The organism is Paracoccus sp. IB05 (assembly GCF_016405985.1).
Lineage (GTDB): Bacteria > Pseudomonadota > Alphaproteobacteria > Rhodobacterales > Rhodobacteraceae > Pseudogemmobacter.
This window is the reverse complement of the sequence record NZ_JAEFCF010000006.1, coordinates 86,973-99,245: the sequence shown is the minus strand read 5'-3', so window position 1 is coordinate 99,245 and position 12,273 is coordinate 86,973. Positions and strand designations below refer to the sequence as shown.

The following is a 12,273-nucleotide window of genomic DNA, read 5'->3' as shown; positions in this document are numbered from 1 at the left end:
AAACGTGCGGGGTGTTACACCCCGTGGTCAGAGGCCGGCGTGCTGGCGGACAGCGCCCGGTGTTCCTTGCCCCAGTCTGCCAGCATGAACACCACCTTTTCGAGCGCCTTGCCCGAGGGTGTCAGCTCATATCTGCCGCCCCTGCCTGGTTGCGCCGGATCTGGCCGCGTGATCGCGCCATTGACCTCAAGTTCGCGCAGCTCGCGCGCGAGCATCCGGGGCGAGATCGTCGCCAGCAGCCTTTCGATATCGGCGAACCCTTTGGGGCCGCTCAGCAATGTGCAGATGATCGCCAGTTTCCACTTGCCGCTCACCACGTTCAGGGCGTCGCGGATCGCCATCACAAAGGCCTTCTTGCAGAGCTCGTGATCTTCCGGCTCCAGCTCCATCTGGTGGATCACCCTGTTCATCCCGAGGCTCCTCACATGCGCCGCACAGCACTATACAAGTTGATAGTTCTTTGACCCTTTTGCGGCCCCTATACCGGCGGGGCAGCAAAGGGAGTGTGTCATGATCCTGATCGGTGGTTCAACCGGCCAGCTGGGTAAAGAAGCTGTGGCCCAGCTGTTGCGCCGTAAGGCGAAGGGGCAGTTTGCCATCCTCGCGCGTGATCCGGAGAAGGCAAAAATCTATGCCGATCAGGGCATAGAAGTGCGCCTGGGGGATTTCGATACGCCGGAAAGCCTCGGTCCGGCCTTTGCCGGCATCAGTCGCTTTCTGTTCATTTCGACCATGTCGCAGGATCGCGGCGCACAGCAGAGCCGTGTCGTCGATGCGGCCGGGGCGGCCGGGATCGGTCACATCGTCTATACCGGTCTTGCGATCCGCGATATCGCGACCTCCGCCTTGTGCGACCTGATGGCCAGCCATTTCGAGACCGAGGACCGGATCCGCGCCTCGGGGATGCAATGGACCTTTCTGCGCAACAGCATGTATGCCGAGGCGATTGCGCAGATTGCGGGGCCAAAGGCGCTGACCGATGGGATTTCACTGCCGGGCGGCGCGGGGCGGGTACCCTATGCTTTGCGCGCCGGGATGGGCGAGGCGGCGGCGAACCTTCTGCTAAGCGAGGGGCGTGAGGGCAAGACCTGTAACATCACCGGCGGCGATGCCTGGAGCTATGCCCATATTGCAGCGGGCCTGTCGCGGCTGACCGGCCATGCAATCGGGTACCAGGACATCTCCGAAGAGGCGATGGCCGTTGGGATGCGTGCCGCCGGTCTGCCTGATTTTGCGATCTGGCTGACGCTGGGCACGATCAGGGATATCCGCGACGGCCAGTATGACATCGCTTCGCGCGATCTTGAGACCCTTTTGGGACGGGCGCCGAAATCGCTGGATCAGATGCTTGCATCGGTCTTTGTCTGATGCCCGTCCCGACCAGTCAGTACCGTAACGAGTGACCAGTTTTCCGGATCGGGAGGCCTGCCCCCGATCCCCCCCCGTTTCCAGTCAGACAGGACAGAGGATGCCATGACCCAGACCACTGCACGCGCCGTCGTTGACCGGATGTTCGCCGCCTTCAACGCCAAAGACCTGGACGGCGCCCTTGCCACCGTGTCGCAGGAGACGCTGTGGATCCATCACGGATCGCAGAAAATGCCCTCGGTCCGGTTCGAGGGAAAGGGCGGTGCTGCGAAATTCTTCGGCACCAGCTTTGCCGCGATGAAGATCGACTATTTCCGCCCGCTGACCTTTATCGAACAGGGCGGCCAGGTCGTGGTTCTTGGCGAGGAAAGCTATGTCATGGACGGGATCGAGGGCAAATTGTCCAATAAATGGGTGCAGGTTTACACCGTCACCGATGGGCTGATCAGCAGGATGGAAGAATTCGCCACTTCGGCGGATCCGGCCTCTTACATGATCGTGAGCTGACGGCCCGGGCGGCCCCCCTTCTCCCCCCGGGGGGGCTGCCTCACACCCGCTCCAGCACCAGCCAGGTCATGACCCCCAGGGGCGGCAGCGGGCGGCGTTCTATCATGCGCAGGCGCGGGTCGCCCAGCACGCGGGCAATCGGGAAATCGGCCTGCCAGCCCAGGTGATGCTGCAGCGGCTGGATCAGGCGTTCGGCGACTTTCAGCGCGCCTTTTTCGGCGGCGAAATGATTGGTGATCAGCACATGCGCACCGGGACGGCAGACGCGCGCGATCTCTGACAAAGCGCGTTCGGGATCTGGCACGACCGAGAGCACATGCATCGCCGAGACCGTGTCGAAACACGCATCCGGGAAGTCGAGCGCCTGGGCATCCATCTGCCGCAGCGTGACATTTTTCAGCCCGCGCTCTGCGACCTTGCTTTCGGCGCGGGCGAGCATTTCGGCGGAAAAATCAATGCCGGTGATTTTGACCCCCGGCCCGTAAAGCGGCAGGGCGAGGCCAGTGCCGACCCCCACCTCCAGCACGTCGCCGCCACGCGCTGTGGCATGGGCGGCGGCGCGGTTGCGGCCCTCATGCAGCAATTTCCCAAAGACGGAATCATAGACCGGCGCCCAGCGTTTATAGGAGGCGGTGACGGCGGCGGCTTTCATGCGGAGGACTCCTCGTTGGTTATGCCCGGTTTGTTATATGCGCTGACCGGTGCGATCTGTTGCGGCAAGCCCGATGCTGCCCCATCATCCGCGCCGGCCTGACGCCCGGTTTTCAACCGCGATTTCTGTCAGAGACCTGAGCAAGGTCAAGTGTGGTTTTGCGCCAGATGTCGCCATAGGGCAGGGGATCGCCGGTTCTGGCAAAGCATTGCCTGACCGGAAGTCGCGCGGAAAGTCCGGCAAGGTCCGGTTTCCGCCCTGTAACAGACACCTGGCCGCAAGGCAGGGTTGCACTTTGCATCCGGAAAAGGGCGCGCCGCTCAGACCACCCCGCTCACAGCCCCGGCACAAAGCCGCGAGTATTGTTGCAGAGGGATTTCCGCAAGCCGGGCGGGCGGTTATACTGTTGTCATGGATCGTCGCACCGCGCTTCTCGCCCCGCTCGCCCTTGCTCTGCCTGTCGTGATGGCCGGCCGGCCCGCCCTTGCGGACAAGATCTCTCTCAACACGCTGTCGAAATACCTGAACGAGCTGTCCACGGTTGAGACGGATTTCACCCAGATCAACGGCGACGGTTCCGTCTCGACGGGCAAGCTGTTTATCCGTCGCCCCGGTCGCGTGCGCTTTCAATATGCGCCGCCCGACCGGTCGCTGGTGCTTGCCAGCGGCGGCAATGTCGCGATTTTTGATGGCAAATCGAACTCCGCGCCCGAGCAATACCCGCTGCGCCGCACGCCGCTGAACCTGATCCTCGCGCAGAATATTGATCTCGGAAAGGCGCGGACCGTGATCGGCCATAAGGAGGACGGAACCTCGACCAGGGTGACCGCCCAGGATCCGGAACATCCGGAATATGGCACGATCGAGCTGGTCTTTACCGGCAGCCCGACCGAGCTGCGGCAATGGGTGATCACCGATGATCTGGGGCAGCAGACCACCGTGATCCTTGGCGAGATGAAGAAGGGCGGCAGGCTTGGGGACAGCCTCTTCTCGATCCCGGTCGAAATGAGCAAGCGTAAGGGCTGACCCCGCCCGGCCCCGCTGAACTGTCAGTTGCAGAATGGAAAAAGGCGGGCAATGGCCCGCCTTTTTCCATTCTTGCCATGCACCAGTCAGGTGCCTGAGCCAGGCCCCGGGATCAGCGGCGACAATCCGCCAGCTGGGTGCGATACATTTCCGACCGATTTCCGACCTTTCTGGCCACTTCGACCAGCCAGGGCTTGGCCAGATAGCTTTGACGCGAAAAGCCGGTGCGGCCCTCGTGATAGGCGAGATACTGGTTCTCAGCATCGGTTTTGGAGATGCCAAGCCGGCGGGCCGAGCCGTCCATATACCAGCCCATGAAATCAGTCGCGTCGCGGATATCGTCGCGTTTGCGCCGCCCGCCCTGGTCCTTGAGATATTCCTCCCAGGTGCCGTTAAGCGCCTGGCTGTAGCCATAGGCCGTGCTTTGCCGCCCCATCGGAATCACCCCGAGCGCCCAGCGATGCGGCGTCTGCGCATTGCCGATGAACTTCGATTCCTGGTGGATCGAGGCCATCTGCACATGGACCGGAATGCCCCATTTCCGTTCGGTAGCCTGCATCGCCCGCATATATTGCGGCCGCTCGCGGATGATCGCGCAAGCATTGTCGAGTTCGCGTGGCGCCGTAAAGCTCGCTCTTCCGCCCCCGCAGGAGGCAAGCAACAAAAGCAACAGCGCCGCACGGAGAAACCTGCTCATTTGCCCCTCGTGCATCTTGTTTTTTGCGACTATAGCGCAAGCCGCAACCGGTGGGAACCGGTTGGCAGGGGCCTCTGTTCAGTTCTGCGCGAGCAAAAGTCGTGCGGGTTTAAGGCGAACTGTGAGGATACATTCCACAGACTGTTTCCCTTTGATTCGGTCTCACTTGTGGACAAGGGCGCGCTCCCGGCGTTAGGAACCTTTTTGGGGGACTGTGACTGATGCTTAAGACACACGCCAAATATCATATCGGACAGGTGCTGATGCACCGCAAACACACCTTCCGCGGTGTGGTTTTCGACGTGGATGCGATGTTCTCCAATACCGATGAATGGTATGAGAATATTCCCGAGGAAAGCCGGCCTGATAAGGACCAGCCGTTCTACCATCTCCTCGCCGAGAATGATCAGAGCTATTACGTCGCCTATGTCTCGGAACAGAACCTGATTCCGGATGATACCGGCGAACCGGTGGGCCATCCCGATCTCTGCGATCTCTTTGGTGATTTCGAGGACGGGCGCTATCCGCTGCAGTTCCAGCTGAACTGAACCGGGCCAGATCAGTTAAAACAACCGGCAGAAGCCCGTCTGCGAAAATCCTGCAGCCGCTTACAGGTTGATAAGAATTTTGCCCCATCCTGTGCAGGAACGCCGTCAGGAAGGGATCTCCATGTCCATCGAAGCAGAGACTGAGGGCTCTGCCCGCATCATCCGGGTCGGGCATGACAGGATCGATGCCGCAGGCGCCATTGGTTTCAAAGAACGGATCCGCGATCTGATCCCCGGGCCCGAAAAACGGGTGATCATGGATCTCTCGCGGGTGAATTTCCTTGATTCCTCGGGCCTTGGCGCGATCGTCGCTGTGATGAAACTGCTCGCACCAGAGCGTAAGCTTGAACTTGCCGGCCTGACTCCCACGGTTGAAAAGGTCTTTCGCCTGACCCGGATGGATTCGATTTTCACCATTCATCCCGATCTGGCCAGAGGCCTTGGGCATGCTGGCTGATACCGGGGCTGTATCGGTCATGGGCTGTTCAGCTTCCGGAGGTGCGGGATTTGCCCTGGTCACGATGCCAGCCGATTCGGAGTCGGTGCGCGCCGGGCTGGATCGGGCGTTAAGGTCGTCGCCGCTGCGCGGCCTTGGGGCCGATGACCGTGACCGGGCCGAAATCCTGTTGGCCGAGGTGCTGAACAATATCGTCGAACACGCCTATCGCGGCGGCAAAGGTGAAATCAGACTGCTTTTGCGGATGGAGAGTGGTCGGCTGTGTCTCGTGATCGAGGACGAGGGGGAGGCGATGCCCGGTGGCCACTTACCCGCAGGCACTCTCCCCGATGCGGCCTGCCTGCCGGAGGGGGGCTTTGGCTGGTTCTTGATTCGCGCCCTTGCCAGCGAGATCGCCTATGCCAGGCGGGGAAGAACCAACCGTCTGGATGTCACCATGACCTGCGAACAATAGGGGCATTGAGGGGGGCATTGTTTTGGTTTGGGTGAAAATGACGCGGTTTGGCCGTAATTTCCCCCTAAAACTGCCAGGGCTTGCACCCATAGATTGAGGTGTAGCTGCATAAGGCTTCACCCTGGTGCCGGGATCAACAGCCCCCACCCAGTTCCGGCACCGGGGTTCAATCTTCTCATGCAGCTCACCACTTACGCTGTTCCTCCGCCGTCGCCGCTTGCATCCCCCGCAATTCGGCCCTTTGAGCGGATTGGCTTTGCTGCGGTCCTCGCCTAAATTCGGCTCAGGGGCAGCAGTGTCCGGCCTCAGCTCTGGCCCCGGCGGGATCGCTGTGGCACCGTGCCGCCAGCCATAACTCCGGAAACAGGGCTTTAAAGCCCGGGAAGCCGGAGACACCAGGCTGACAGCAGGTTACGAGGGGAACTATGCGCGATTTTGAAACACCCGGCCGCTCGGAAGTCATGGCTTTGAACGGCATGGCGGCGACGTCGCATCCGCTGGCCTCGCAAACCGCCATCGCAATCCTGCAGGCCGGCGGCAATGCGGTCGATGCCGCCATCGCGGCCGCCATGGTGCAAAATATCGCCGAGCCGCAGATGTGCGGCCTTGGCGGCGATGCTTTCATCCTGCTCAAGCCCGCCGGCCAGGAAGACGTGCTGGCATTGAACGGATCGGGCCGCGCGCCGGCAGGATACTCCGCCGAGAAGTTGCGGGCGGCAGGGCATGAGACCGTTCCGACCCATGGGATCGAACCCGTCACGCTGCCAGGAGGCGTCGATGCGCTTTGCCGGCTGCATGCCGCGCATGGTCGCCTGTCTCTGGAAGAAATCCTCGCCCCCGCAATCGGTTACGCAGAGGATGGTATCCCTGTCGCCGCCCGCGCCGCGTTTGACTGGGCGGATGATATCAATATCCTCCAGGGCGATGCGCTGAAATTCTACAGCCTCGATGGCCGCGCCCCGCGCCCCGGCCAGATCTTCCGCGCCCCCGGCCAGGCCGAAGTCATGCGCCGCATCGCCCGTGAAGGCCGCGCCGGGTTCTATGAGGGCGAGGTCGCAGAGGATATGATCGCCTCGCTGAAGGCGCTTGGCGGCAGCCATACCGAGGCAGACCTTGCCGCGACCAGCGCAACCTGGGGCGAGCCGGTCGCAGGCCTGTATTCCGGCATTGAATTGCTCGAACATCCGCCCAATGGCCAGGGCGCGACGGCGATCCTGCTTCTGAAGATCCTGTCGCATTTCGATCTCGCCGCAATGGACCCGCTCGGGCCCGCGCGCGCGCATATCGAGGCCGAAGCGGCCAAGCTTGCCTATGATGCAAGGAACCGCTTTATCGCCGATCCCGGGCATATGGATCCGGCACGGCTTGCCACCTTCCTCGGCGATGACACCGCCGCGCGTCTGGCCGCGCTGATCGACCCGAACCGCGCCATGGCTGATCCTGTGCGCCTGTCGGAAGCGGTGCATCGCGATACGATCTGCCTCTCGGTGGTGGATCGCGACCGGATGGCGATCTCGCTGATTTACTCGATTTTCTGGGGCTTTGGCTCGGGACTGGCCTCGCAGAAATTCGGGATCAACTTCCAGAACCGGGGCGCGGGTTTCAGCCTGACCCTTGGTCATCCGAACGAAGCCGGGCCGGGCAAACGGCCGATGCATACGATCATCCCCGGCATGCTGCGCCGCGCGGGGCGCGTGACCATGCCTTTCGGTGTGATGGGCGGTGCCTATCAGCCGACCGGCCATGCCCGCCTCATCACAAATCTCAGCGACTATGGAATGGAGCTGCAGCAGGCGATCGACGCGCCGCGCCTTTTCGCAGGGCCGGGCGGGCTGGAGGTCGAGCGCGGCTATTCCGACGCCACCCGCGCGCGGCTGGCGGAACTGGGGCATAGTATCGTCGCGCCTGAACAACCTCTGGGCGGCGCCCAGGCCATTGTGATTGGCGAGAATGGTGTGCTGACCGGCGGGTCGGATCCGCGCAAAGACGGCTGCGCTTTGGGGTATTGAGATGGATTACGAGACCGCGACGAAAGACATCCTCGCTCTGACCCATGGGGAGACGGACAGCGTGGCACTGATGGCGACGCTGGCCTGCGAGATCCATGCCCGCCATCCGCTGTCAGATTGGACTGGTTTCTACCGTGTTACTGCGCCGGAGCTGTTGAAGATCGGCCCCTATCAGGGCGGCCATGGCTGCCTTGTGATCCCGTTTTCGCGCGGCGTTTGCGGGGCGGCGGCGCGCACGGGCGAGGTGCAGAATGTTCCCGATGTCGATGCTTTCCCGGATCACATAGCCTGCGCCTCCTCGACCCGGTCGGAGCTGGTGATCCCGGTCCGCAACGGGGCAGGGCGGCTTCTTGGCGTGCTGGATCTCGACAGCAACACCCCCGCGGCCTTTACGCAGGCTGATGAAGACTGGCTGATCCCGCTTTTGGCGCAAGTCTTTGAAAGGGCGGAATAATGCGTGGATCCTGTCACTGCGGCTCTGTGGTGTTCGAGGCCGATCCTCCGCTGCGCGAGGTCGTCGCCTGCCATTGCAGCCAGTGCCGCAAGACCTCGGGCCATTACTGGTCGGCAAGCTCGGTGCCGCTGGAACGTTTTCACCTGATCGAAGATCGCGGCCTGGACTGGTATCGCTCCTCGCCTTCGGCGGAGCGCGGGTTTTGCCGGGATTGCGGTGCCAGCCTGTTCTGGAAACCCGAGGGCGAAGCGCGGATCTCTTTTGCCGCCGGGGCACTTGACGGGCCGACCGGGCTGAAGACCATCGCCCATATTCATAAGGAAGATCGCGGCGATTATTACGAGCCGGAGGGCCCGCCCTGCGCGTCGCAACCGGCAGAGGAATTGCACGGATCCTGTCTTTGCGGCGCGAATGCATTCCGTGTTGCGGGCCCGATGGGGGATGTCGGTGCCTGCCATTGCGGCCAGTGCCGCAAGCTTTCGGGCCATTACTCCGCCAGTTTCTGGGCCGCAGAAGACAGCGTGACCTGGACCGCGCGTGAGACCCGCGAATATGCGACCCCGGGCGGCGGGCGGCGTGGTTTTTGTGCGAAATGTGGCTCTTCGCTGTGGTTTCGCGCCAAAGATGGCAGCTTTTCGATGGAGGCAGGCGCCTTTGACCGCCCCACCGGCGGCCGGTTGACCGGACATATTTTCATGGCTGAGGCGGGCGATTACTACACGCTCGATGACAACCTGCCGCAATGGCAGGTCTGGGATGAAGGGGCCCTGGACGATGGCTGAGATCACGCTGCTGGATGGCGGTATGGGCCAGGAGCTGATCGCGCGGTCGGGGGATGAGCCGACGCCGCTCTGGGCGACGCGGGTGATGATCGACCATCCGGGGCTCGTGAAAGAGATCCATGCGGATTACTTCGCGGCGGGGGCTTCGGTTGCGACCACCAATACCTATTCGGTACTGCGCGACCGGCTGCAGGGTTTTGGGCTGGAGCCCTGGTTCCAGGCGCTGCATGCCCGCGCTTTGTCCGAAGCGCATGAGGCCTGCGCCGAGGCCGGGCGCGGCATGATCGCGGGGTCAATGGGGCCGCTTGGCGCGAGCTATCGCCCCGATCTGACGCCGCCGCTGGCAGAGTCGCGCGCCGCCTATGCGGAAAAGGTGCGGCTGCTGGCGCCCTATTGTGATGTGATCCTGCTGGAGACGATGTCTTCGCTGGGCCTCGCCGAAGGCGCTTTGGCCGGAGCAGCAGAGGGAGGGGCAGCAGAGGGCGGGATCCCGGTCTGGCTCGCGGTTTCGGTCGACGATCATGACGGGGCGAGGCTGCGCTCGGGCGAGGCGGTTGCAGATCTGGCGGCGCTGGTTGCGAAATACCGCCCGGCGGCGGTGCTGGCGAATTGCTCTGTCCCCGAGGCGATGGGGGCTGCGATGGATGTGATCCGGGGTTTCGGCCTGCCCTTTGGCGCCTATGCCAATGGCTTTACACATATTTCCGGGAATTTCCTGAAGAACGCGCCGACGGTGAAAGAACTGACCCATCGGCATGATCTGAGCCCGGAGAAATACGCGGCTTTCGCGCTGGACTGGATCGGGCAGGGCGCCACCATCGTCGGCGGCTGCTGCGAGGTCGGCCCCGCCCATATCCGCCACCTGGCCGGGGCCCTGCGCGCGGCGGGGCACGAGATCCTGTGACCGCCTCCACCCTTCCCGATTTCGTCTATGATCCGCCGGATGTGGCGCTGTCGGTTCTTTATGAGGACCGGCAGATCCTGGTCGTTGATAAGCCGGCGGGGCTTTTATCAGTGCCCGGCAAGCTTGCCGGGCGCGAGGATTGCCTCGTCTCGCGGCTGCAGGCGGAATATTGGGATGCCCTGCTGGTGCACCGTCTGGATTGCGATACATCGGGCGTGATGATTTTTGCGCGCACCAGGATCGCCCAGGGGTTTCTGGGCCAGGAATTCGAAAAGCGCCGTGCGAAGAAGTCATATATCGCAAGGGTTTATGGCGAGGTTGACGGCGAGGCCGGCCATATCGACCTGCCGCTTTCGGCCGATTGGCCGAACCGGCCGCGCCAGATGGTCAATCACGCGGAGGGCCGTCCCGCCCAGACCGACTGGGAAGTGGTGGCCCGCGCCCCCGGCGAGACGCGGATGCGGCTCTGGCCCCGGACCGGGCGCAGCCATCAGCTCAGGGTACATATGCTGGAGCTGGGCCATCCGATTCTCGGCGACCCGATCTATGCCGCCGGCCCCGCCCGCGAGGCCCCGCGCCTGATGCTGCATGCCGAAACGCTGGGCCTGCACCATCCGGCGACCGGCGCATGGATGGATTTCGCGGCCCCGGTGCCGTTCTGAACCGGTACCGCACGGTTGTTCTGTTAACCCTATGTCAAAATCCGTGGCTAATGCTGCGGCAGTTACGCTTTCGGAGCCAGCGATGAACGTCAGTCCTGCCCTGTTTCAGGTTCGCTATGCCCTGCTGACCTGGCCCGCGATCCTCTTCCTGCCGCTTATCGGGCTGTCCTTGCTGATCCCGTCCTGGCGCTGGATGTTTCTGCTGCTGGCGGGCGTGGCGCTGACCCTTGTTCTGCTGGGGCTGCGCGACATCACCCAAAAGCGCCATGCGGTCTTGCGCAATTATCCCGTGGCCGCGCGGCTGCGCTTTTTGTTCGAGGGGATCCGGCCCGAGATCCGGCAGTATTTCTTCGAGGATGACAAGGACGGCACGCCCTTTGCCCGTGACAAGCGCGCCATCGTCTACCAGCGCGCCAAGAAAGAGCTGGAGACCCGGCCTTTCGGCACGCAATACGATGTTTATAAAGAACAATATGAATGGCTGCATCATTCGGTGGCGCCAAAACCCCCTGTCACGCATGAGGAATTGCGGGTTCTGATCGGCGGCAGCTGTGCGAAACCATATTCGGCCAGCCTGTTGAACATCTCGGCGATGAGCTATGGCTCTTTGTCGTCAAACGCGATCCTCGCGCTGAACAAAGGCGCGAAGGCGGGCGGGTTTTACCATGATACCGGTGAGGGTGGCGTGTCGCCCTATCACCGCGAGAATGGCGGCGATCTCGTGTGGGAGCTCGGCTCCGGCTATTTCGGGGCGCGCGGCGGCGATGGCGCTTTCGACCCGGTGCGCTTTGCCGAAGGCGCCTCTGATCCGCAGATCCGGATGGTTGAGCTGAAGCTGAGCCAGGGCGCCAAGCCCGGTCACGGCGGTATGTTGCCGGCTGCGAAGATCACTCCCGAGATCGCCGCGATCCGTCATATTCCGATGGGGCAGGATTGTATCTCGCCGCCCTCGCATTCGGCCTTTTCGACACCGGTGGGGCTGCTGGAGTTTGTCGCCAGACTGCGCGAGCTCTCGGGGGGGAAGCCGGCAGGGTTCAAGCTTTGTATCGGGCATCGCTGGGAATTCATGGCGATCTGCAAGGCGATGCTGGAGACCGGTATCACCCCTGATTTCATCGTGATCGACGGCAAAGAGGGCGGCACGGGGGCCGCTCCGATGGAATTCATGGACCATATCGGGACGCCTTTGCGCGACGGGCTGAGTTTCGCCCATAATGCGCTTTTGGGGGTGGGGCTGAGGGATCGGGTCCGGCTGGGGGCGAGCGGCAAGATCGTCTCGGCCTTTGATATGGCGCGGGTGATGGCGCTTGGGGCCGACTGGTGCAATGCGGCGCGCGGTTTCATGTTTGCGGTCGGCTGTATCCAGGCCCAGAGCTGCCATACCGGCGCCTGCCCGACCGGGGTGGCGACCCAGGATCCGGCGCGGGCGCGGGCGATTGTGGTGCCGGATAAGGCCGCGCGGGTGACCTCGTTCCAGCGCGGCACATTGCATGCGCTGGCAGAGCTGGTCGGCGCGGCGGGGCTGTCGCATCCGTCGGAATTGCGGCCACATCATTTCCTGCGCCGCGCCGATGCGGATCGGGTGCGGTCCTTTGCCGAGCTTTATGACCAGCTGGCACCGGGGCAATTGCTGGCGGATCCGCGATCGGCACCGGCTTTTGCCGAGGCCTGGGCATTGTCGCGGGCGGATACTTTCGCGCGGATGGGGTGAGGCAGGTTACGTGGCTGCGGTCGGGCGGGGGGCTGTCTGCCC

15 protein-coding genes are annotated in these 12,273 nt (G+C 63.0%); 12 read left to right on the top strand and 3 right to left on the bottom strand.

Annotation, left to right across the window (positions count from 1 at the left end; translation table 11 throughout):
• Positions 1-14: 14 nt before the first annotated feature.
• Entirely contained in the window at positions 15-410 is a 396-nt protein-coding gene (locus JC607_RS05980; protein WP_198836037.1) for a helix-turn-helix domain-containing protein, read from the bottom strand.
• 100 nt (positions 411-510) lie between these two features.
• On the opposite strand from JC607_RS05980, the gene JC607_RS05975 reads away from it, so the two are divergent.
• Together JC607_RS05975 and JC607_RS05970 are read left to right on the top strand one after the other, a co-directional pair.
• Positions 511-1,368: an SDR family oxidoreductase gene (locus JC607_RS05975; protein ID WP_198836036.1), complete on the top strand. Its 858-nt coding sequence runs from the start codon at positions 511-513 to the stop codon at positions 1,366-1,368.
• 105 nt (positions 1,369-1,473) lie between these two features.
• Positions 1,474-1,875, top strand: a complete 402-nt coding sequence (locus tag JC607_RS05970) for a nuclear transport factor 2 family protein (RefSeq protein ID WP_198836035.1) — start codon at positions 1,474-1,476, stop codon at positions 1,873-1,875.
• A 40-nt stretch (positions 1,876-1,915) separates the two neighbouring features.
• On the opposite strand, the gene JC607_RS05965 is transcribed toward JC607_RS05970, so the two are convergent.
• Positions 1,916-2,527 (bottom strand): class I SAM-dependent methyltransferase, encoded by a 612-nt coding sequence (locus JC607_RS05965; RefSeq protein ID WP_198836034.1) that lies wholly within the window; start codon positions 2,525-2,527, stop codon positions 1,916-1,918.
• Between the two features lie 411 nt (positions 2,528-2,938).
• Here JC607_RS05965 and JC607_RS05960 point away from each other — a divergent pair, with 411 nt between their 5' ends.
• Entirely contained in the window at positions 2,939-3,553 is a 615-nt protein-coding gene (locus JC607_RS05960; protein ID WP_198836033.1) for an outer membrane lipoprotein carrier protein LolA, read from the top strand.
• Positions 3,554-3,665: 112 nt separating this feature from the next.
• On the opposite strand, the gene JC607_RS05955 is transcribed toward JC607_RS05960, so the two are convergent.
• Positions 3,666-4,250 (bottom strand): lytic transglycosylase, encoded by a 585-nt coding sequence (locus JC607_RS05955; protein ID WP_198836032.1) that lies wholly within the window; start codon positions 4,248-4,250, stop codon positions 3,666-3,668.
• 221 nt (positions 4,251-4,471) lie between these two features.
• Between JC607_RS05955 and hspQ the strand changes: the two genes are divergently transcribed.
• The 9 genes from hspQ (at position 4,472) to JC607_RS05910 (ending at position 12,231) form a co-directional block, all read left to right on the top strand.
• Positions 4,472-4,798 carry a heat shock protein HspQ gene (gene hspQ / locus JC607_RS05950; RefSeq protein ID WP_092895227.1) on the top strand — a complete coding sequence of 109 codons (327 nt, stop codon included), beginning with the start codon at positions 4,472-4,474 and terminating at the stop codon, positions 4,796-4,798.
• Positions 4,799-4,919: 121 nt separating this feature from the next.
• Positions 4,920-5,255, top strand: a complete 336-nt coding sequence (locus JC607_RS05945) for an STAS domain-containing protein (protein WP_198836031.1) — start codon at positions 4,920-4,922, stop codon at positions 5,253-5,255.
• A complete protein-coding gene (locus JC607_RS05940) occupies positions 5,245-5,709 on the top strand; it encodes an ATP-binding protein (RefSeq protein ID WP_198836030.1) in 465 nt (154 codons plus the stop codon). Before JC607_RS05945 ends, JC607_RS05940 begins: the two co-directional genes overlap by 11 nt.
• 425 nt (positions 5,710-6,134) lie before the next feature.
• Complete coding sequence (locus tag JC607_RS05935; protein WP_198836029.1) at positions 6,135-7,718, top strand: gamma-glutamyltransferase family protein; 1,584 nt, start codon at positions 6,135-6,137, stop codon at positions 7,716-7,718.
• 1 nt (position 7,719) lies between these two features.
• A complete protein-coding gene (locus JC607_RS05930) occupies positions 7,720-8,172 on the top strand; it encodes a GAF domain-containing protein (protein ID WP_198836028.1) in 453 nt (150 codons plus the stop codon).
• Positions 8,172-8,954: a GFA family protein gene (locus JC607_RS25970; protein ID WP_198836027.1), complete on the top strand. Its 783-nt coding sequence runs from the start codon at positions 8,172-8,174 to the stop codon at positions 8,952-8,954. Before JC607_RS05930 ends, JC607_RS25970 begins: the two co-directional genes overlap by 1 nt.
• Complete coding sequence (locus JC607_RS05920) at positions 8,947-9,858, top strand: homocysteine S-methyltransferase family protein (RefSeq protein ID WP_198836026.1); 912 nt, start codon at positions 8,947-8,949, stop codon at positions 9,856-9,858. Before JC607_RS25970 ends, JC607_RS05920 begins: the two co-directional genes overlap by 8 nt.
• Positions 9,855-10,520 carry a pseudouridine synthase gene (locus tag JC607_RS05915; RefSeq protein ID WP_198836025.1) on the top strand — a complete coding sequence of 222 codons (666 nt, stop codon included), beginning with the start codon at positions 9,855-9,857 and terminating at the stop codon, positions 10,518-10,520. The genes JC607_RS05920 and JC607_RS05915 overlap by 4 nt, the downstream gene beginning before the upstream one ends.
• Before the next feature lie 82 nt (positions 10,521-10,602).
• Positions 10,603-12,231 carry an FMN-binding glutamate synthase family protein gene (locus JC607_RS05910; RefSeq protein ID WP_198836024.1) on the top strand — a complete coding sequence of 543 codons (1,629 nt, stop codon included), beginning with the start codon at positions 10,603-10,605 and terminating at the stop codon, positions 12,229-12,231.
• Positions 12,232-12,273 lie beyond the last annotated feature (42 nt).

Excerpts from the sequence above, each read along its gene's own strand:
- JC607_RS05980 (WP_198836037.1), bottom strand. The coding sequence starts at position 410 with ATGAACAGGGTGATCCACCAGATGGAGCTGGAGCCGGAAGATCACGAG.
- JC607_RS05975 (WP_198836036.1), top strand. The coding sequence starts at position 511 with ATGATCCTGATCGGTGGTTCAACCGGCCAGCTGGGTAAAGAAGCTGTG.
- JC607_RS05970 (WP_198836035.1), top strand. The coding sequence starts at position 1,474 with ATGACCCAGACCACTGCACGCGCCGTCGTTGACCGGATGTTCGCCGCC.
- JC607_RS05965 (WP_198836034.1), bottom strand. The coding sequence starts at position 2,527 with ATGAAAGCCGCCGCCGTCACCGCCTCCTATAAACGCTGGGCGCCGGTC.
- JC607_RS05960 (WP_198836033.1), top strand. The coding sequence starts at position 2,939 with ATGGATCGTCGCACCGCGCTTCTCGCCCCGCTCGCCCTTGCTCTGCCT.
- JC607_RS05955 (WP_198836032.1), bottom strand. The coding sequence starts at position 4,250 with ATGAGCAGGTTTCTCCGTGCGGCGCTGTTGCTTTTGTTGCTTGCCTCC.
- hspQ (WP_092895227.1), top strand. The coding sequence starts at position 4,472 with ATGCTTAAGACACACGCCAAATATCATATCGGACAGGTGCTGATGCAC.
- JC607_RS05945 (WP_198836031.1), top strand. The coding sequence starts at position 4,920 with ATGTCCATCGAAGCAGAGACTGAGGGCTCTGCCCGCATCATCCGGGTC.
- JC607_RS05940 (WP_198836030.1), top strand. The coding sequence starts at position 5,245 with ATGCTGGCTGATACCGGGGCTGTATCGGTCATGGGCTGTTCAGCTTCC.
- JC607_RS05935 (WP_198836029.1), top strand. The coding sequence starts at position 6,135 with ATGCGCGATTTTGAAACACCCGGCCGCTCGGAAGTCATGGCTTTGAAC.
- JC607_RS05930 (WP_198836028.1), top strand. The coding sequence starts at position 7,720 with ATGGATTACGAGACCGCGACGAAAGACATCCTCGCTCTGACCCATGGG.
- JC607_RS25970 (WP_198836027.1), top strand. The coding sequence starts at position 8,172 with ATGCGTGGATCCTGTCACTGCGGCTCTGTGGTGTTCGAGGCCGATCCT.
- JC607_RS05920 (WP_198836026.1), top strand. The coding sequence starts at position 8,947 with ATGGCTGAGATCACGCTGCTGGATGGCGGTATGGGCCAGGAGCTGATC.
- JC607_RS05910 (WP_198836024.1), top strand. The coding sequence starts at position 10,603 with ATGAACGTCAGTCCTGCCCTGTTTCAGGTTCGCTATGCCCTGCTGACC.